Source organism: Cupriavidus sp. 01L46 (assembly GCF_056399905.1).
In genome coordinates, this window is sequence record NZ_JBFTSF010000038.1 from 23,497 (window position 1) to 42,223 (window position 18,727).

Sequence of the window (18,727 nt, forward strand, 5' to 3'; positions counted from 1 at the left end):
CACCGCACCGATAGACAGGTTTGCCGCCCAGCGCGCCATTTCCGCCTTTCACTTTCCGGGCCTCTTTCCCATGCTTGCCAGCCTTACCATCCGCGCCCGCCTCATTGCCACCGTTTCCCTGTTGTTCCTGCTCGCGCTTGGTGTGGGCGTGGCCGGCTTGCTCGGCTTGCGCGCCGCCAACGACGCCCATGAATCCACTTACTCGAACCAGCTTGCCTCTGCCCTGGCGCTGGGCGAGGCGGACCTGAGCCTCACCCGGGCGCGCACCGCGCTGGACCGCGCCATGCTGTACCCGGACAGCCCGGAAGCCCCTGGCTTGCTGGACCGCACCGAAGAACTCACGCGACGCTCGGACGAGGCCTGGAAGCGCTTCATGGCCCTGCCGCGCGACAGCGAGGAAGACCGGCTCGCCGTGGCCGTGTCGGCCAAGCGGGATGCCGCCAACCGCGAAGGCATCGCCGCCATCATCACCGCGCTGCGCGCCAAGGATCGCGCGCTGGCCGACCAGATCATGGATGGCAAGCTGTCCAGGCTGTTTCGGGACGCCAACGACAGCAGCCTGAAACTGAGCCAGTTCCAGATGAAGATGGCCGCGGGCAATTTCGAAGCGTCGCAGGTGGCGTACTTGCATTTTCGCAATGGCGTGATTGCCGCGATCCTGCTGGCGCTGCTGGTGGCGGCCGCCTGCGCGGTGTTCCTGCTGCGTGCCATCGTTGGCCCGCTGGAGCAGGCGCTGACGCAATTCGACCGCATCGCGGCCGGAGATCTGAGCCACCCGGTGCAGGTAACGCGCGGCGATGAAATGGGCCGCTTGCTGGAGGGCCTCGCGCGCATGCAGGCCAGCCTTGCGCTCACCGTGGGGCGGGTGCGCCAGGGCTCGGATGCGATTACGTCGGCCACGCGGCAGATCGCCGCGGGCAACGCGGATTTGTCCAGCCGCACGGAAGCGCAGGCTGCCTCGCTCGAGGAAACGGCCTCTAGCATGGAGCAGATGACCTCCACCGTGCGCCAGAACGCAGACAACGCGCGCCAGGCCAGCCAACTTGCTGTCAGCGCGGTCGAGGTGGCTAGCCAGGGCGGTGCGGTGGTGGGCGATGTGCTGGCCACCATGGGCGATATCAGCACGGCGGCCAGGACGGTCGCGGAGATCATCGGCGTGGTCGACGGCATCGCCTTCCAGACCAATATCCTGGCGCTCAACGCCGCCGTGGAAGCTGCCCGCGCCGGCGAGCAGGGGCGCGGGTTCGCGGTGGTTGCCGGCGAAGTGCGCGGCCTGGCCCAGCGCAGCGCCGGGGCGGCCCGCGAGATCAAGTCCATGATCGAGACGTCGCTGGCGCATGTGGCTTTGGGCAGTGGCCAGGCCGGGCGCGCGGCCAGCACCATGGAGGAGGTGGTTGCGGCGATCCGCCGGGTGACCGACATCATGAGCGAGATTGCGGCGGCTTCGGTCGAGCAGAGCAGCGGCATCGAGCAGGTCAATCAGGCGGTGGCGTCGATGGACCAGTCCACCCAGCAGAACGCGGCGCTGGTCGAGGAGGCCGCCGCCGCTGCCGCGTCGCTGGAGGACCAGGCGCGCCAGCTTAATCAGGCCATCGCGGCGTTCAGCGTCTAGGCGGAGGCGGCCAGGCGGGCCGGGAGCGCCGGCGCGCAGCAGGAAATGACGTGAACATGGCGGAAAACGCGGGGATGGCGCACGCGCACTTTGTGCGTTAGGCCCCATTAGACTAGGGTATACGTTGTGACGAGCGTGGCGGAATAGTGCCATCGTTGCCAGCAGGCGCCCGGCATAGGCCGACGCGCCGGGAAAAGCCCCGGTTTCCTCGCAAATGGACCTGAATCGTGCGTCGACGTGTCTGGCCCAGGCTCCTGGTATTGGCTCTGCTTGTAGGGGGCGGTTACGTCCTTTGCGCCGTCGTTGCCGAGGAACTCGCCACCTCGCGGCTGCAGGCGCGCTACTTCGCCGGGCGGGCGAAAGACGTCGCCTTCGCGGTAAAGGACGGCCCAAGCGAGCGCATCCGCTTTCCGGACGATGGCCCCTATGACCTGCGCTTTGGCTATAGCCGGATGCCGCAGTTCACCGAATTGCTGGAAGCGCGGGGCTTTCGGCGCGAACGCCAGGCGCAGTGGTCCGACCGCATGCTTGAACTGACGGACTCCGGCCTGTTCGCGCCCTATCACGAGAAGACCCAGGCCGGCCTGGACCTGCTTGACTGCAACGACCTGCCATTTGGCGCCGGGCGCCCGGCGCCTCGTACCTACGCCAGCTTCAAGGACGTTCCAGTCTTGCTCGTGAACGCGCTGCTCTTCATCGAGAACCGCGACCTGCTTGATCCCGAATTTCCCACGCGCAATCCCGCGCTGGATGTGCGGCGCTTCACGCGCGCCGCATTGGATCAGGGCGTGCACTTCTTCAACGAGAAGCACGACGCCGCCGGCGGCAGCACGCTCGCTACCCAGATCGAGAAATACCGGCATTCGCGCGCCGGCCGCACCGGTTCGCCCAAGGAAAAGCTACGCCAGATGGCCAGCGCATCGATGCGCGCCTACCTGGACGGCCCGAACACCGTGGCCGCCAGGGAGCGCATCCTGCTGGATTACCTCAACACCGTGCCACTGTCGGCCCGGGCCGGCGTGGGCGAGGTCAACGGGCTGGGCGATGGCCTGTGGGCCTGGTACGGGCAGGACTTCGACGAGGCCAACCGCTTGCTGGCGAACGCCGCCGGGCCGGGACCCGGCGCGGGCCAGGGCGAGGGCGAGCTTGGCCAGCGGCAGGCGCGGGTGTTCAAGCAGGCGCTCTCGCTGATCATTGCGCAGCGCGGGCCATCGCATTTCCTGCGGCGCGATACCGCCACGCTGGTGGAGCTGACCGACAGCTACATCCGCTTGCTGTCGGCCGCCGGTGCCATCCCGCCCTGGCTGCGCGACGCTTCGCTGGCCCAGTCCTTGACGCTGGCCCCCCCGGCGATGGACCGGCCGGAGGTGTCATTTATCTCGCGCAAGGCCATCAGCGGGGTGCGCACCGATTTACTGCGCTATCTTGACCTTGGCAGCAGCTACGAGCTGGACCGGCTCGACCTGACTGTCCACAGCACCATCAACACGGGCCTGCAACGGGTGGTCACCGAGGCGCTGCTGCGGGCGGGCACGCGTGACGGCGCGCATGGCTTCGGGATGTACGGCCACAACCTGCTGCGCGAGGGCGACGACCCGGGCAAGCTGGCGATCAGCTTCACGCTCTACGAGAAGGTGGACGGCGCCAACCTGCTGCGCGTGCAGGCCGACAACCTCGACCTGCCGTTCGACCTGAACCGCGGCGCGCGGCTGAACCTGGGCTCCACCGCCAAGCTGCGCACGCTGGTGTCCTACCTGGAAATCCTCTCCGAGCTCCACGAGAAATATGCCGGCATGTCCGCCGCCGAGCTGCGCGAGATCAAGCCAGCCAAGCTGGACGCGCTGACCCAGTGGGTGGTGGGCTACCTGCTCGCCGCACCCGACAAGAGCCGCCGCGCCATGCTGGAAGCCGCCATGCTGCGCCGCTATTCCGGCAACGCGGGAGAGGCCTTCTTTACCGGGGGCGGGCTGCAGACGTTCACCAACTTCGAGCGCTGGGAGAACATGAAGATCATGACCGTGCGCGAAGCGTTCGAGCACTCGGTGAACCTGGTCTTTATCCGCCTGATGCGCGATATCGTGCGCTACGAAACCTATCGCCTGCATCCCGATGCCGACGACTGGCTGAACAATCCGGCAGCGCCGCAGCGCCGTGCTTACCTGGTGCGCTTTGCCGACAAGGAAGGCAGCGACTACCTGCGTGCTTTCTATGGGAAATATCGCGGCATGACCCAGCAGGAAGCGGCCAGGCGCGTGCTCCAGAATCGCCATTTCTCGCCGGTGGGGCTGGCGGTGACGCTGCGCAGCATCGATCCCGACATCGATCCGGCGCAGTTCAACAAGGTCATGCTCGCCACCCTGCCCAAGGCGGGGCTGACCGATGAGAAGCTGGCCAAGCTGTACAGCAAATACGGACCGACCAGCTTTTCGCTCAATGACCGGGGCTACCTGGCGCGGGTGCACCCGCTCGAGCTATGGCTGCTCAATTACCTGCGCCAGCGCCCCGATGCCAGCCTGGATGAAGCCTTGCGCGACAGCACCGCGCAACGCCAGGAGGTGTATGCCTGGCTGTTCAAGACCCGCCATCCCGGCGGCCAGACGCGCCGCATCCGCAGCCAGCTGGAGCGCCAGGCCTTTGTTGAGATTGCGCACCGGTGGCAGCGCCTGGGCTATCCGTTCAGCGCGATCACGGCGTCCTATGCTTCGGCAATCGGCGCGGCGGGGGACCGGCCGGCCGCGCTGGCCGAGCTGGTCGGCATCGTGCAGGGCAACGGCGTGCGCCAGCAGGCCACGGCGCTGCGCAGCCTGGAGTTTGCGGCGGGCACGCCGTACGCGACGGATTTTGGGTTGGGGCAGAAGGGCACGCGCTTGCTGAGCGAGGATATCACCGAGGTGGTGCGCGCCGCGCTGATCGGCGTGGTGGATTCGGGCACGGCGGGAATGCTGAAGTCCGCGCTGGCTGGCAGCGGCATCGTGGCAGGCGGCAAGACCGGCACGGGCGATCATCGCTACGAAGTCTACGGGCCAGGCGGCAGGCTGATTTCCTCGCGCGTGGTCAGCCGCTCGGCCACCTTCGTGTTCTTCCTTGGCGACCGTTACTTCGGCAACGTCACGGCGTATGTGCAAGAGCCCTACGCCGCGCGCTATGCCTTCACCAGCGCGCTGTCCGTGCAGTTGCTGAAATCGCTGGCGCCAACCATCCTGCCACTGGTGCGCGACGCCGGCGTGCGTTCGCCGCTGGCGTGCAAGCACTGAGCGGCGCTGCCGGGGCGAAGTCAATCCCAACTATGTCGTCGGGCGCAGTATTCGTCTTCGGAGGTGCGGGCGTGCCGTTCGTACTCGGCAATGACCTGCAAGGTGGCGGACTGGAGCAGGGAGCCCGCGGTGAGCAGGGCCGCGAGATCGCGCAGGCCCTGCAGGCAGGTCACGGTGGGGGATAAGGCTTGGTCCTGCATGATGCGTTGCTGGCTCGGTGATGGGCGGGATGTGCCTCCCGACAATTCGATTGTAGGTAGCGCCGGCCGTGCCAAATGCAAACCAATGTGTCCGCGCGTACCTTGAGAGCCTGGAATTGCAAATCAGTTGCTTCGGAGCCACGGAACATAGCGCGCGAGCAGCGCAGCCATCACAAGTGCGCCGCCAATCCATAGCGCGATGATGACCGCGGCCGCCACGCGGCTGCTTGGGCGTTGCCCGGCCGCAACGGCGGCGGCCCGGTACTCGCGCATGAGGTCCGGCGGGATCATCCGGATGGCCAGCATGACCCCGAGCGGCACCAGCACGACGTCGTCCAGGTAGCCGAGCACCGGGATGAAGTCGGGGATCAGGTCGATCGGCGACAGCGCGTAGCCCGCCACCAGCAGGGCCATGGCTTTTGCGTACCACGGCGTGCGCGGGTCGCGCGCGGCCAGCCACAGGGCATGGACATCGCGCAATACCTCGCGCGCCCATTTGCGCCCGTAGGCGGCCAGCCGCGCGCCGTGTGCCCGCGCATCGTCCATCACCGGCACGAACGCCAGCACCAGCAGCAACGCCGCCAGCGCCAGCGTGGCGCTGAATCCCAGATGCTTGAAACCTAGCGCGCCGACAACGCCGCCGAAGAAAAACAGCGCCACCAGCATGGCCAGCATGCGCAGCCGGGACCGGTTGGCCAGCACCGGCGGCTTGGTCTCGTCGGATTTGGCGAGGTTCCAGTAGAACAGCTTGCCGAACTCGATGCCGATATCGGTCACCATCCCGGTGATGTGGGTGGTGCGGATCTCAGCGTGGGAAATCTTGGTGATCATGGCGTTTTGCAGGCCCATGATGAAGCACAGCACCATCACCGTGGCGGGTATGAACAGCCATTGGTGATTGCCAAGGTTGCCGCCGAGCAAGCCAAAGCACAGCAACAGGAGAGCCTCCAGCATCAGGGGCAACGCATATTCGCTGTTCAAGTGTTCACGCCGTGCCCAGTTGATGAGCACGGCGGAAGTGGCCGCGCCCGCCAGGAAGGACAGCAGTGCGCCAAGGCCCTCCAGGATCAGCCCGACCTGCCCCAGCGCCAGGTGGTCCGCCATGGCCGAGACGATGCCCGTCATGTGGGAGGTGTACTGCTGCACGGCAAGGAAGCCGCCGGCGTTGGTGGCGCCGGCCACAAAGCTGAGATAGCCGGCAAGCTGCCGGTTGGCGTGCGGGCTGCGTACCCGTCCAGTGAGGTTGCGCAGGTAGGTGATGGGCATGGTCGCTGACTGCCGGGCCGGCCGCTTAGTCGGTCAGCAAGGCGCAGATGACGCGCAGCGCCACCGATTCATCCACGCCGCTGGCCTGGATGCGCAAGCGCAGGCCGGCGCGCGCCGACAAGCGCATGACCTCGGACACATTCTTGGCGTCCGCCGTGCAGTCGTTGCTGCTCAGCCGGATGTTGCACTCGAACTGACTGGCCGTGGTGGTCAGCCGTGTGGCCCTGCGGCCCTGCAGGCCGTGCGGACTGGACATCTCAATCGTTGCTTCTACCACATCACCCTCGGTAAAACCTCTATGCAGCGTGGACACCGGGCAAGCCGGAAGGCGGGCAACTGGCACGGCACAGCCTGCCGCCAGGTATTGAATGGTAATCCAATTACCTTGCCCGGCGCATGGATGCCCCAGGCAGCCCCCTTGTTGCCGCCCACCATCTCCCGCCTCGCTGGCAGAATATGGCTTCGCCCGGCCACACCCGATGCCTGTGCCGTTCGCCATGCTGCCATGTCCTTTCCGGAGCCATCGCCCCACCATGCAAGCACACTCCCAATCCGTTGCCATCCCGTTCCGTCCGTTTTCCCTGATGCTCGCGGCGTTCGCCCTGGCAGGCACCCACGCCGTTGCGCAGACCATCCCCGTGCCAACGGTCTCGCCTGCGGTGGAGCGCACCTACGCCACGCTCGAAGCCGCCCCGCTGGTCAGGAAGGTGCTGGCCGACGTGAAGGCGGATGACGCGCGCTCGTTGGGCGATCTCAAGGCGTTGACCGAAATCCCTGCGCCGCCGTTCAAGGAGAAGGCACGGGCCGAGTATTTCCTCTCCCGGCTCAAGGCGCTTGGCCTTGCCGATGCGCATATCGATGCCGAGGGCAATGCCATTGGCATCCGCAAGGGCAGCGGGAACGGCCCCAAGCTGCTGATCTCGGCGCACCTGGACACGGTGTTTCCCGAAGGCACCGATGTCACGGTCAAGCCGCGCGATGGCCGTCTCTATGCGCCAGGCATCTCGGATGACACGCGCGGGCTGACAGTCCTGTTGTCATGGCTCAAGGTGCTCAACGACAACCAGGTGCGCACCGTGGGCGACCTGGTGTTCGTTGGCAACGTGGGCGAGGAAGAACTGGGCAACCTGCGCGGCATGAAGGCCGTGTTCCGCGACCACCCGGATATCGACGGCATGGTCGGGCTGGAGCCGGGCGTGGGCGACCGGGTGCTGTCGCTCGGCACCGGCAGCCATCGCTACGAGGTGACGTTCCGCGGCCCGGGCGGCCACAGCTTCGGCGCCTTCGGCCTGCCCAGCGCCATCCACGCGATGGGACGGGCCATTGCCAAGGTGAGCGACGTGCGCCCGCCCGAGGATCCCAAGACCACGTTCACGGTGGGCACGGTGGGTGGCGGCACGTCGGTCAACGCGATTGCGGGCGATGCGCGCATGGCGGTGGATATCCGCTCCAACGCGACGCCGTCGCTGCTGGAAACCGAGAAGCAGATCATGGCGGCCATCGAGGCCGGGGTCGCCGAGGAAAACCGCCGCTGGCATCCGGCCGACGCTGCCAGCCAGATCACCTACCAGGTCAAGCAGATCGGCGACCGTCCGGCGGGCCGCACGCCGCCTGACGCCACCATCGTGCAGGCGGCGGTGCGCGCCATCAAGGGCCACGGCAAGGGCACGCCCAGCCTGCGCGGCGGCAGCACCGACGCCAACGTGCCGATGTCGCTCGGCATTCCCGCCATCATCATCGGCAGCGGCGGCAAGACCGGCGGCTTCCATGCCCGGGATGAATGGTACGACCCGGCCAACGCCTGGGAAGGCGCTCAGGTCGGGCTAACCACCGTGCTCGGGCTGGTGGGCGTGCAGGGCGTGAGCCAGCCGTTGCTGGAAAAGCGCGCCGCCGCCAGGTAGCCAGCGGGCGGTGCCGGCCTTAAGCCGCCACCGCGACCAGATGCGCGAAGCGGGCATCCGCCGGGGCGGGGGGCGCTGCACATGCGGCTACCAGCCGGCGGGAGGCCGGCGCATCGCCACTGGGGTCATAGTAGCGCCGTGGGCCGCCAGGGCTGGGCGGTACGGCGCGGGTCTCGATGCGAAATCCCGCTTCGGGGCTGCCGCGCAGCTCCGGCACCGCCTGCAACAGCCGTTGCGTATAGGGGTGCGTGGGCCGGTCGAACACGGCATCGCGCGTGCCCTGCTCGACCGCATGGCCGCGCAGCATCACGATGACGCGGTCGGCCACCTGCTCGACCACGCCCAGGTCATGCGAGATTAGCAGGCAGGCAAAGCCATACCGCCGCTGCAGCTTGGTCAGCGTGGCCAGCACCTGCTTCTGCACGGTCACATCGAGCGCCGACACGGGCTCGTCCGCGATGACGATATCCGGACGCATCACCAGCGCCCGGGCGATGGCCACCCGCTGGCGCTGGCCGCCCGAGAGCTCATGGATATGACGGCTGGCATAGCCCGCATCCAGGCCGACATCGGCCAGCGCCACCAGGACCCGCTCACGCCGCTCGGCCGGCGGCACCGACCGGTCCGCGTGCAGCCCCTCGCCCACGATGGCCTCGATGCGCATGCGCGGGTCTAGCGCCGAGTACGGGTCCTGGAACACCATCTGCACACGATGGCGCGCGGCCTGCATCGCCGCGCGGGAGGCCCCGGCCAGATTGCGCCCGTGCAGCAGGATTTCGCCTTCGGCCGTGCCTGCCAGGCCCAGGATGGCCTTCATGATGGTGGTCTTGCCGCTGCCCGATTCGCCGACGATGGCCAGGGTCTCGCCGGGGGCGAGGTGGAAGCTGGCGTCGTGGACCGCGCGCACGGCCTTGCGCCGGAACCAGCCGTCGGCAACGTGATAGTCCACCGCCAGCCCGCGCACCTCCAGGATGGGAGCGATCGCCGTGGCGGGCGGCGCAGGCTTGTCGCCGCGCTTGGGCAGCGCATCCAGCAGGCTCAGGGTATACGGATGGCTTGGCCTCGACAGCACGTCCGCCACGGCGCCGGTCTCCATTGCCTCCCCGCGTTTCATCACCAGCACGCGCTGGGTGTACGCTGCGACGAGTGCCAGGTTATGGCTGATGAAGATCAGAGCCGTGCCCTCGGCCCGCGTCAGTTCCATCATCAGCTCGAGTACTTCCTTTTGCACCACGCAATCGAGCGCGGTGGTGGGTTCATCGGCAATCAGCAGCTTGGGCTTGAGCAGCATCACCGCGGCCAGCAGGATGCGCTGGCGCATGCCGCCGGAGAACTCGTGCGGGTAGCGCTGCATCGCCGCGCCGGCGTTGTGCACCTTGACGCGCTCCAGCATGGCGATGGCCTTATCGCGCGCCTCATCGTGGCGCAGGCCGCGCCTGAGCACCAGCGCCTCGGTCAACTGGTCGCCAATGCGAAAGGCTGGGTTGAGCGAGACCATGGGCTCCTGGAACACCATGCCGATCTGCGTGCCGCGCGTGGCCAGCCAGTCCTGCGCCGGCTGGGCCAGCAGGTCGCGGCCCTGAAAGCTGGCGCTGCCGCCGGTGATGCGGGCGGCGTCGGGTAACAGCCCCAGCAGCGCCTTGCCAATCATGGTCTTGCCGCTGCCGGACTCGCCCACCACGGCCAGCGATTCGCCGGCGCACAGGTCGAAGGAGATTGTGTCGACCACGGTGTTAAGCATGTGCCTGGCGCCGGGGAAGGCAATGCTGAGGTTGCGCACGCTCAGCAGCGGCGCATTTGCGTTGGTGTCTGCCATCGCGGTCATGCCGAAGCTCCCTTCATGCGCGGGTCGAGCATGTCGCGCACCGCGTCGCCGAACAAGTTGATGCCAAGCAGCGCGAGCGAGATCATGCCGCCGGGAAACGCTGCAAGCCAGATGGCCTGGTCCATGGCGCTGCGGCTCTCCGCCAGCATGCCGCCCCAGGTGGGCGCCGGTGGCGGCACGCCCAGGCCAAGAAAGCTCAGGGCGCTCTCGGCCAGCAGCGCCGAGCCGAACAAGGAGGTGGAGAACACGATCAGCGGCGCTACGCAATTGGGCAGGATGTGCCGCATCACGGTCCAGGCGCCGCTGTTGCCCATGGCTTGCGAGGCCACGACGAAATCGCGCTGGCGCAGCGAGAGCACCGCGCCGCGCGCGATTCGCGTGACCGAAGGAGTGTACGCAAGGCCAAGTGCCAGCACCACGCCCCATTTGGAGGGGCCGAGGATGGTCATGATGCCAAGTGCAAGCAGCAGGCCGGGAAAGGCCATCAACGATTCGATGAAGACCATGATGCCGCGGTCCCACCAGCCGCCGAGGTAGCCGCACAGCACGCCGATGACGGTGCCCGCGGCCAGCGCGAACAGCACCGAGCAAAGGCTGACCGTCACGCTTACCGCGGCGCCGGCCATCACGCGTGACAGCACGTCCCGACCGAAATCGTCGGTGCCGAACCAGTGTTCCGCGGTGGGCGGCGCAAAGCGGGCGAGCAGGTCGCCATCGATGGGGTCATAGGGCGTATGGATCAAGCCCGCGATGGCCAGCAGGAGCACCAGTGCCATCAGCACTGCGCCCAGCACGGCATTGGTGTATTTGAGTTTCGACATGGCGTTCTACAGCTTGATGCGTGGGTCGAACAGCGGATAGAGCAGGTCTACCACCAGGTTGACGGCGACATAGAGCAGCGCGATAAACAGCAGGCAACCCTGCACCACGGGATAGTCGCGGGCGTAGATGCTCTCGATCAGCAGCCGCCCGATGCCGGGCACGGTAAACACGGTCTCGATCACCGCCGCGCCCGAGAGCAAGTGGCCGAGGATCAGGCCGATCACCGTCAACGTCGGGCCAAAGGCGTTGGGCAGCGCGTGGCGCAACAGCACGCGGCGCTCTGGCAGACCCTTGGCGCGCGCGTGGGCCACGTATTCCAGGCGCAGCACTTCAATCGTGCTGGCGCGCATCATGCGCGTGATTGCGGCGATCTCGGTCAGCGCCACGGCGATCACCGGCAGCACAAGGTAGCGCGCCGCGCCGAAGCCGGACTCGGCAATCGACTCGAAGCCATAGGTGGGCAGCCAGTTGAGCTTCACCCCGAACAGCCAGATCAGCAGGATGCCGATCCAGAAGCTCGGCATCGACACCAGCAGGATCGACGACGAGACTATGGCCACGTCCGACGCCTTGTTCTGCCGCCACGCGGAGAACAGCCCGGCCGGCACCGCGACCAGGCAGGCCAGCGCCGTGGCGGCCAGCACGATCTGCGCGGTCACCGGGAAGTGCGACAGGATCAGGTCCCGCACCGGTTCCTTACGGGCAATCGACATGCCCAGGTCGCCATGCAGCGCGCGGGCGGCCCAGATCGCGTACTGCTGCGGCAGCGGGCGGTCCAGGCCGAGCGAGGCGCGCACCTCGGCCAGCACCTGCGGATTATCGATATCGCCGAGCATCAGGGTGGCCGGATCGCCGGGAATGGCGCGGATCATGCCGAACACCAGCAGCGAGACTATCAGCACGGTGGGGATGGCAGTGCCGATCCGCTTGAGCATGTAGGACAACATGGCGCGCTCAGTGCTTGGTGAGGTTGAACAGACGGGGCTTGCGCAGCGGCCAGCCCTTGAAACCGGTCACGTTGCGGCTGACCACGACCATGCCGGGCTTGTTGTAGACCATCGCCATCGGCACGTCGGCAATCATCATGTCGTGCAGTTTCTCGAAGGTTTGCCTGCGCACGGCTTCGTCCGGGTTGCCCTCGATGCTGTCCAGCAGCGTGAGCGCCTCGGGGTTTTCCCACTGCGCCATCGGCGTCTTGCTCTTGTTGCCCAGCACGTCGCGATAGAGCAGGGCGGGCTCGGTACGGGCCGAGTAGCCGAACGCCATCAGCTGGAACTTGCCTTCGCGGAAATTGGACACCTGCGTGGCCCACTCCAGCATCTCCAGCTCAGTCTTGATGCCCGCTTTGGAGAGCAGCGATTGCGTCACCACCGCCAGCCGGTACATGTACGGGTAGCGCTTGTTGGCCTGGATCTTGATCACTTCGGCTTTGTAGCCGGCAGCGTCCATCAACGTCTTGGCCTCGGCGAGGTTCCGGGCGTAGCCACGCCTCTCGGCCGCAGAGTAGTAACGGCTTGCGGCGGGGACCAGCGACGGGTTGTACTGCGTCAGTCCATTGTTGAGCGCCTTGGTGATGGCTGGCAGGTCCAGCGCCAGCGCGATGGCACGGCGCATGCGCACGTCCTTGAGCAAGGGATCGGTACCCTGCATGAGCAGGTTCACGGTATCCAGCCCTTGCTCAACTACCACGTTCCAGCGCGGGTCCTTGGGCGGCAGGTTGTCTTCGTCGGCGTTGATGATATCGACCTGGCCCGCCATCAGTGCGGCTTTTTGCGCCGCTGCGTCGGGGATCACGACAAAGCGCAGGTTGGCCAGCGCCTGCTTGTTGCCCACCATGCCGTCGAGCGGCTCGGGGCGCGGCTTGTAGCCGTCGAAGCGGGTCAGTAGCACCGATTGCCCTTTCTTCCAGTCGGAGAACAGGTAGGGGCCGGTTGCCACCGGCTTGAGCCATGCGCCTTGGGCGTCGACGCTGCTCGGATGCAGCACCGCCAGCGGGCATTGCACGCTGGCCATCTGGTCGAGGAACAGGGCGTAGGGTTCCTCCAGCCGGAACACCACGGTATCCGGCGTGGGCGTGTCGACGGCGATCACCTTCGGCCCCTTCGCGCCGTCATAGAGGTTGCGGCACATCCACTCCGACTTGGGGTTCATCAGAAAGTTGTAGCTCCACTTCACCTCGGCGGACGTGACTGGCGCGCCATTGTGGAAGGTGGCGCCCGGGCGCAGCTTGAACGTATACGTTCGTGCGTCGCGGGACACGGCCCAGCTGTCGGCCAGCATGGGCCCCACGCTCATGTCGGCGCGCAGCGCCACCAACGACTCCACCACGTGCAGCAGGATGTTGTCCGTCGAGGTGTTGCGGGCCCGGTTGCCGGGCATCGAGGTGGCGGTCCCGGCGCCGTCCGCATAGCGGATCTCCGGCAGTGGCGCGGCGCTTGCTGTTGCTGCTGCGCCGGCAGCTACCAGCATAAACACAAGCGCGAGCCGGCGGGCAATCATCGTGATCTTCGTCATGGTCTCTCCTCCACTTGGGGTGGCCGTTCTTATAGGCGGTATTCGACGAAGCGGCGCGATTCGTAAGGCTTGCGCGCAATCCACATGACGCCCGAGGCCGGCTCCATCAAGGTGGTGGCCACGGTCGCGGAGATGCTGGCGAAGCTGGCCGGCTTGGGCGAGCGCAGCACGCCGTCGGGCTTGGGCAGATCATCGGCCAGCGCGGCCTTGATGATGTCCCAGTCGATGCGGCCGGCCGCGCGGGCGAGCGCGGCTTCGGTGCGGCGCTGGCGGTAGATGGAGTCGGGGTTTGCGGCCAGGCCCTTGTCCTGCAGCTTGGTGCGCGCCACCGGGCACATCCAGTGGTTGGCGTGGACCAGCACGCCGTTCTGCGGGGTGATCCAGAAGATCTCGTCGGGCGCGCATTCCAGGTCGACCGCTTCGCCCTCCGCCTGCGCCAGCATCAGGTTGTTGGAGCAGAAACGGGTGGAGGTCCACAGCACCTTCATGGCGTTGCAGACGTTGTCGGCTTCCAGCATCTTGCGGCGCACCAGCACCAGCGGCACGTCGGCGGGGCGCTTGTAGTCGAGGTTGGAGCTCAGGAAGTTGCCGGTCAAGGATACGCCGGCGCTGTTCATGCCTAGCCGAGCCAGGCTGCCCGCTTCGGTAAACATCAGCAGGTCCGGTCCGTTGTCGCGCGCCATGCGCACCACGATGCCGGTGTCGACGCATTCCTCGCGCCAGTCCCAGTTGTGCGCGTGCAGCAGGCGGCCATTGGCTGAGGCTTCGGGCAGGACAACGAGGCCGGTGCAGCCATCGTCCGGCTCGTCGCTGGCCGGCTTCAGCTCGGCGTGGCCGAACATCATTTCGGTGCGGCAGTTGATGACGATGATGTCTTCCAGCGCAACCTGTGCGCCGGCGGCGATGCCCTTCATTTCTTCGAAGTAATCGGGGTCGTAGCGGGTGATGGCCGGGGCCATTGCCATGGCCAGCGCCTTGAGGCGTTCGGCGCCGACGCCGCGGCGCTCCAGCTGCGTGCGGTACAGCGCGACGCTGCGGGCAACCCGGTCCGGTACTGCGGCGCCGTGCTGCCGGCCCCGCTCGAACGGACTGCCATGCAACTCAACCAACGGGAAAGACGATTCTTGGGGCAACGACATCGGCAAGGCTCCGGCATGTGTGGTGGTACGGTGGGAAATATTTTGTACTAAATTAATATGAAGTGCAATGTGACATTCCGATTATTTGCGCCGACCCGTTTTCAGGGATACCATCGCGGCTCTTGTCCCGCCGTCTTGCGGCGGATGCGCCGCACCCTGCCCGCGGAGTTCCGCCAGGACTTATTCCATATCCCCGCCAATGCCAGCTTCCAGGAAACGGTCGGCGCCCGTGCGCGTCTCGCCGCTGCAAATCGATCTAGCGCGCCGCATCGCGCGCCAGGTGGTGGAGGGCGAGCTCCAGCCCGGCGCGCACCTGGCCGAGGAAACGCTCGCCGCCCAGTTCGAGGTGTCCCGCACACCGGTGCGGGCCGCGTTGCGGCTGCTGGCCGAGCGCGGCCTGATCGCCTATCGGGCCAACAGCGGCTACTTTGTCGAGGCCAAGGCCGAAGGAATGGAGGTGCCTGACTTTGGCGAGTCGGGAATGGGCGGCGATGAGTTGTATCGCCAGCTGGTGGATGGGCGGGCGCGCAAGCTGTTGCCGGATACCCTGACCGAGATCGACCTGCTGCGCACCTATCCGGTGTCGCGCAGCCTGCTGACCAAGACGCTGATGCGTATGATGGCCGATGGCCTGGTGGAGAAGCGCGCCGGCCATGGCTGGCGCTTCCTGCCGTCGCTGGAGACGCCGGAGGCGCTGGCCGAGAGCTACCGTTTTCGCATGATCGTGGAGTGTGCAGGCTTGCTGGAGCCCACCTTTGCGGTCGACGCGGTGCAGATGGATCGATGCCGCAAGGCGTATGAGCAGGTGATCGACCAGGGGTACACCAATCTTTCCCCGGGTGAGTTCTTCTCGCTCAACACCTCCTTTCACGAGATGCTGGCGCGTTTTTCCGGCAATCGCTTCATTCTCCAGGCGGTGCAGCAGCAGACCCAGTTGCGCCGCCTGGAGGAGCACGCGGCCTTCTATCGCCAGATCAATCTGATCGAAGCCTGCCAGGAGCATTTGCAGATTCTCGATGCGCTGGCGCTGGGCGACCGCGAATGGGCCGCCGCCCTGATGCGCCGCCACCTGGTCACCGCGCGCGACCTTAGCTAGCGTTTCTTTTCTTCCCCGATTGCCGCCACCTCCACCGCCCGTCAGTGCGGTGCGGTGGCGTTCGTCCGTGCGCGCTGTTGGTGCCGGCGGTGGTGCGCACGCACAGACTTTGTGAATCCAAATTGCACTTTATACTCGTTTAGTACAAAATGGGCGGCACGTTGTTCCTCAGGTTGGATCCTCCTTTTCTTCTTTTTCTTCTGTCGCCCACCCAGACGCCGCCCATGTCCGCTCAGACCGTATTGCCCGATTCCCTTCCTGCCACGGCCGCCGCCCAGCCCGGTCGTTCTCCCAGTGGCTCGCTGGACGCCTACTGGATGCCCTTTACCGCCAACCGCCGCTTCAAGCAGCAGCCCCAGCTGTTCTCCGAGGCCGACGGCATGTATTACATCCGCCCCGACGGCAGCCGCGTGCTGGACGGCATCGCGGGGCTGTGGTGCGTAAACGCCGGCCACCGTCGCACCGAGATCGTCGATGCCATCGCCCGCACCGCGTACCGGCTGGACTATGCGCCGTCGTTCCAGATGAGCCACCCGCTGGCCTTTGAATTTGCGGAGGCCTTGATCGCCGAAGCGCCGGCGGGCTTCTCCAATGTGTTTTTCTCCAACTCCGGCTCGGAGGCGGTGGACTCGGCGCTGAAGATCGCGCTGGCTTATCACCGTGCTCGGGGCGAGCCGCAGCGCGTGCGCCTGATCGGCCGCGAGCGTGCCTACCATGGGGTGGGGTTCGGCGGGCTGTCGGTGTCCGGCATCGCCGGCCATCGCAAGCCCTACGGCAATTTGCTGCCGTGGGTCGACCACCTGCCGCATACCTACAACCGCGAGGCAATGGGCTACTCGCGCGGGCAGCCCGAGTGGGGCGCCCACCTGGCCGATGAGCTCGAACGCATCGTGGCGCTGCACGATGCGTCCACCATCGCCGCGGTCATTGTTGAGCCGGTGTCGGGCTCCACCGGTGTGCTGGTGCCACCCGTCGGCTATCTGCAGCGGCTGCGCAGCATCTGCGACAAGCACGGCATCCTGCTGATTTTCGATGAGGTCATCTCTGGCTTTGGCCGGGTTGGCGCGGCCTTCGCGTCCGAGACCTTCGGCGTGGTGCCCGATATCCTGACCAGTGCCAAGGGCCTGACCAATGGCGCGGTGCCGATGGGCGCCACGCTAGTGCGCAGCCATGTGTACGACGCCTTCATGCACGGCCCGGCCGGCAGCATCGAGCTGCCCCATGGCTATACCTATTCCGGCCATCCAATGGCTTGCGCGGCGGGGCTGGCGGCACTAGGCATCTATCGCCGCGAGGGGCTTTTCACCCGCGCCGCCGAGCTGTCCGAGCGCTGGGCCGACGCGGCGCACAGCCTCAAGGGGCTGCCGCATGTGGTGGATATCCGCAATATTGGCCTGCTGGCGGCGGTTGAGCTGGCGCCGCTGGCCGGCCAGCCCGGGCAGCGTGGCTATGCAGCGCACTTGGCTTGCCTGGACAAGAACTGCCTGATCCGCGCCTCGGGCGACATCATGGTGCTGTCGCCGCCGCTGGTCATCGAGGAGGCACAGATCGACACTCTGTTCTCCACGCTGGGCGACGTGCTCAAGGCCCTGTAAGCGGGGAGATGTCCATGGATGCAATGACAAAGGACCGGGCAGCGGCCGGGGTGCCAATGCTGATCGCCGGTGAATGGGTGCGCGGCGAAGCCGGTGGCTTTGTGCTGACGGATCCTGCCAGCGGCAACGTGTTCAATGAATTCGCCGGGGCCTCGGGCGCGCAGGTGGACCGCGCAGCTGCGGCAGCCGCGGGTGCGTTTGCCGGCTGGAAGAGTCGTAGCGCGCAGGACCGCGCGGTGATCCTGCGTACGGCGGCGGACCTGCTGCGCGCGCAGGCCGAGTCCCTCGCCGTCACGCTCACGCGCGAACAGGGCAAGCCGCTGGCGGAGGCCAGGGCTGAGTGGCGCGGCGCCATCGAAGTGCTGGCGTGGTACGCGGAGGAGGGCTTGCGGGCTTACGGGCGCATCGTGCCGGCCCGCGCCAGCGGCCTGAGCCAGATGGTCACGCGCGAGCCCATCGGGCCTGTGGCCGCCTTCGCGCCATGGAATTTCCCGGCCCTCACGCCGATGCGCAAGATCGCGGGCGCGCTTGCCGCGGGTTGCACCTGCGTGATCAAGCCGGCGGAAGAAACCCCGCTGTCCACGCTGGCGATTGCACGCGCCTTGCAGGACGCCGGGCTGCCCGACGGCGTGCTCAACGTGGTTTGTGGCGATGCGCCCGCCATCGCCTCGCGCCTGCTGGCCTCGCCCGCGATCCGCAAGATGTCGTTCACCGGCTCAACCGCCGTCGGGCGGCTGCTGGCGGCCCAGGCCGCACAGCGCAACATCCCGGCCACGCTGGAGCTCGGCGGACAGGCGCCGGTGCTAGTGTTCGCCGACGCCGATCTCGACCTGGCGGTGGCGCAGGCAGGCAGCGCAAAATTCCGCAATGCCGGGCAGGTCTGCACCGCGCCCACGCGTTTTCTGGTGGAGGCACCGGCGTACGAGGCTTTCGTCCTGCGGCTCTCGGCCTATGCGCACGGGCTGCGCGTTGGCGCTGGCTCGGACGGTGCCACGCAGATGGGGCCACTGGCGAATGCGCGCCGCGCCGCGCAATTGCAGGCGCTGGTCGATGACGCGCTGGCGCAGGGCGCCGAGGTGTGCCCGGCCGGGAGCTTGCCTGCCGGGGATGGTTTTTACTTTGCGCCGACCGTGTTGCATGGCGTGGGTGGCACGACGGCCCGCATCCTGCAAGAGGAGCCGTTCGGCCCGGTGGCGGCTTGCCAGCGTTTTGCTAGCTTCGACGAGGCGATCACGCTGGCCAACAGTGTGCCGTTCGGGCTGGCGTCCTATGTGTTCACGCGTTCGCTGAAGACCGCGCATCGGGCTGCGCAGGCGCTGGAGGCCGGCATGGTGGGCGTCAATACGGCACGCGTGGCTGTGGCCGAAACGCCGTTTGGCGGCGTCAAGGACAGCGGCTATGGGTCCGAAGGGGGCAGCGAGGGGCTAGGCGCCTACTTGCAGACCAAATCCGTCAGCCTGGCTTTCGATTGACGGGTCCGCTTGCGGTAGGTCGGGAGCGGGG

Annotated in this window: 14 protein-coding genes; 6 read left to right on the top strand and 8 right to left on the bottom strand. The window is 66.9% G+C overall.

Features of this window, described 5'->3' with window-relative positions; genetic code table 11:
- Positions 1 to 70 precede the first annotated feature (70 nt).
- Positions 71 to 1,612 carry a methyl-accepting chemotaxis protein gene (locus AC1DS3_RS09520; RefSeq protein WP_441631545.1) on the top strand — a complete coding sequence of 514 codons (1,542 nt, stop codon included), beginning with the start codon at positions 71 to 73 and terminating at the stop codon, positions 1,610 to 1,612.
- Positions 1,613 to 1,872: 260 nt separating this feature from the next.
- The gene (locus tag AC1DS3_RS09525; RefSeq protein WP_441631547.1) at positions 1,873 to 4,866 is read left to right on the top strand and encodes a transglycosylase domain-containing protein; all 2,994 of its coding nucleotides are present in this window, start codon (positions 1,873 to 1,875) and stop codon (positions 4,864 to 4,866) included.
- A 20-nt stretch (positions 4,867 to 4,886) separates the two neighbouring features.
- Here the strand turns inward: AC1DS3_RS09525 and AC1DS3_RS09530 are convergent, their stop codons facing one another.
- The 3 genes from AC1DS3_RS09530 to AC1DS3_RS09540 form a co-directional block, all read right to left on the bottom strand.
- Positions 4,887 to 5,066: a hypothetical protein gene (locus AC1DS3_RS09530; RefSeq protein WP_441631549.1), complete on the bottom strand. Its 180-nt coding sequence runs from the start codon at positions 5,064 to 5,066 to the stop codon at positions 4,887 to 4,889.
- Between the two features lie 123 nt (positions 5,067 to 5,189).
- Positions 5,190 to 6,332, bottom strand: a complete 1,143-nt coding sequence (locus AC1DS3_RS09535) for a DUF1275 domain-containing transporter (protein WP_441631551.1) — start codon at positions 6,330 to 6,332, stop codon at positions 5,190 to 5,192.
- A 25-nt stretch (positions 6,333 to 6,357) separates the two neighbouring features.
- Complete coding sequence (locus AC1DS3_RS09540) at positions 6,358 to 6,645, bottom strand: HPr family phosphocarrier protein (RefSeq protein ID WP_441631553.1); 288 nt, start codon at positions 6,643 to 6,645, stop codon at positions 6,358 to 6,360.
- A 220-nt stretch (positions 6,646 to 6,865) separates the two neighbouring features.
- On the opposite strand from AC1DS3_RS09540, the gene AC1DS3_RS09545 reads away from it, so the two are divergent.
- Entirely contained in the window at positions 6,866 to 8,233 is a 1,368-nt protein-coding gene (locus AC1DS3_RS09545) for a M20/M25/M40 family metallo-hydrolase (protein WP_441631555.1), read from the top strand.
- A 19-nt stretch (positions 8,234 to 8,252) separates the two neighbouring features.
- On the opposite strand, the gene AC1DS3_RS09550 is transcribed toward AC1DS3_RS09545, so the two are convergent.
- Genes AC1DS3_RS09550 through AC1DS3_RS09570 form a run of 5 tightly spaced genes read right to left on the bottom strand, consistent with a single transcriptional unit; the run spans position 8,253 to position 14,533 of the window.
- Positions 8,253 to 10,058 (bottom strand): dipeptide ABC transporter ATP-binding protein, encoded by a 1,806-nt coding sequence (locus AC1DS3_RS09550; RefSeq protein WP_441631557.1) that lies wholly within the window; start codon positions 10,056 to 10,058, stop codon positions 8,253 to 8,255.
- The gene (locus AC1DS3_RS09555) at positions 10,055 to 10,879 is read right to left on the bottom strand and encodes an ABC transporter permease (protein ID WP_441631559.1); all 825 of its coding nucleotides are present in this window, start codon (positions 10,877 to 10,879) and stop codon (positions 10,055 to 10,057) included. Before AC1DS3_RS09555 ends, AC1DS3_RS09550 begins: the two co-directional genes overlap by 4 nt.
- Before the next feature lie 6 nt (positions 10,880 to 10,885).
- Complete coding sequence (locus tag AC1DS3_RS09560; protein WP_441631560.1) at positions 10,886 to 11,827, bottom strand: ABC transporter permease; 942 nt, start codon at positions 11,825 to 11,827, stop codon at positions 10,886 to 10,888.
- A 7-nt stretch (positions 11,828 to 11,834) separates the two neighbouring features.
- The gene (locus AC1DS3_RS09565) at positions 11,835 to 13,394 is read right to left on the bottom strand and encodes an ABC transporter substrate-binding protein (protein WP_477109151.1); all 1,560 of its coding nucleotides are present in this window, start codon (positions 13,392 to 13,394) and stop codon (positions 11,835 to 11,837) included.
- A gap of 29 nt (positions 13,395 to 13,423) precedes the next feature.
- The gene (locus AC1DS3_RS09570; protein ID WP_441631563.1) at positions 13,424 to 14,533 is read right to left on the bottom strand and encodes a C45 family autoproteolytic acyltransferase/hydolase; all 1,110 of its coding nucleotides are present in this window, start codon (positions 14,531 to 14,533) and stop codon (positions 13,424 to 13,426) included.
- A gap of 229 nt (positions 14,534 to 14,762) precedes the next feature.
- Between AC1DS3_RS09570 and AC1DS3_RS09575 the strand changes: the two genes are divergently transcribed.
- The 3 genes from AC1DS3_RS09575 to AC1DS3_RS09585 all read left to right on the top strand — a co-directional run bounded on the left by AC1DS3_RS09575 (position 14,763) and on the right by AC1DS3_RS09585 (position 18,696).
- On the top strand, positions 14,763 to 15,629 hold the full coding sequence (locus AC1DS3_RS09575; RefSeq protein WP_441631565.1) for a GntR family transcriptional regulator: 867 nt from the start codon (positions 14,763 to 14,765) through the stop codon (positions 15,627 to 15,629).
- A gap of 224 nt (positions 15,630 to 15,853) precedes the next feature.
- Positions 15,854 to 17,224, top strand: a complete 1,371-nt coding sequence (gene aptA / locus AC1DS3_RS09580) for an omega-aminotransferase AptA (protein WP_477109152.1) — start codon at positions 15,854 to 15,856, stop codon at positions 17,222 to 17,224.
- A gap of 14 nt (positions 17,225 to 17,238) precedes the next feature.
- Positions 17,239 to 18,696 (top strand): NAD-dependent succinate-semialdehyde dehydrogenase, encoded by a 1,458-nt coding sequence (locus AC1DS3_RS09585; protein WP_441631567.1) that lies wholly within the window; start codon positions 17,239 to 17,241, stop codon positions 18,694 to 18,696.
- Positions 18,697 to 18,727: the final 31 nt, after the last annotated feature.

What these genes read in the sequence shown, in the direction of transcription:
- AC1DS3_RS09520 (WP_441631545.1), top strand. Translation starts at nt 71, where the DNA reads ATGCTTGCCAGCCTTACCATCCGCGCCCGCCTCATTGCCACCGTTTCC.
- AC1DS3_RS09530 (WP_441631549.1), bottom strand. Translation starts at nt 5,066, where the DNA reads ATGCAGGACCAAGCCTTATCCCCCACCGTGACCTGCCTGCAGGGCCTG.
- AC1DS3_RS09535 (WP_441631551.1), bottom strand. Translation starts at nt 6,332, where the DNA reads ATGCCCATCACCTACCTGCGCAACCTCACTGGACGGGTACGCAGCCCG.
- AC1DS3_RS09545 (WP_441631555.1), top strand. Translation starts at nt 6,866, where the DNA reads ATGCAAGCACACTCCCAATCCGTTGCCATCCCGTTCCGTCCGTTTTCC.
- AC1DS3_RS09550 (WP_441631557.1), bottom strand. Translation starts at nt 10,058, where the DNA reads ATGACCGCGATGGCAGACACCAACGCAAATGCGCCGCTGCTGAGCGTG.
- AC1DS3_RS09555 (WP_441631559.1), bottom strand. Translation starts at nt 10,879, where the DNA reads ATGTCGAAACTCAAATACACCAATGCCGTGCTGGGCGCAGTGCTGATG.
- AC1DS3_RS09560 (WP_441631560.1), bottom strand. Translation starts at nt 11,827, where the DNA reads ATGTTGTCCTACATGCTCAAGCGGATCGGCACTGCCATCCCCACCGTG.
- AC1DS3_RS09565 (WP_477109151.1), bottom strand. Translation starts at nt 13,394, where the DNA reads ATGACGAAGATCACGATGATTGCCCGCCGGCTCGCGCTTGTGTTTATG.
- AC1DS3_RS09570 (WP_441631563.1), bottom strand. Translation starts at nt 14,533, where the DNA reads ATGTCGTTGCCCCAAGAATCGTCTTTCCCGTTGGTTGAGTTGCATGGC.
- aptA (WP_477109152.1), top strand. Translation starts at nt 15,854, where the DNA reads ATGTCCGCTCAGACCGTATTGCCCGATTCCCTTCCTGCCACGGCCGCC.
- AC1DS3_RS09585 (WP_441631567.1), top strand. Translation starts at nt 17,239, where the DNA reads ATGGATGCAATGACAAAGGACCGGGCAGCGGCCGGGGTGCCAATGCTG.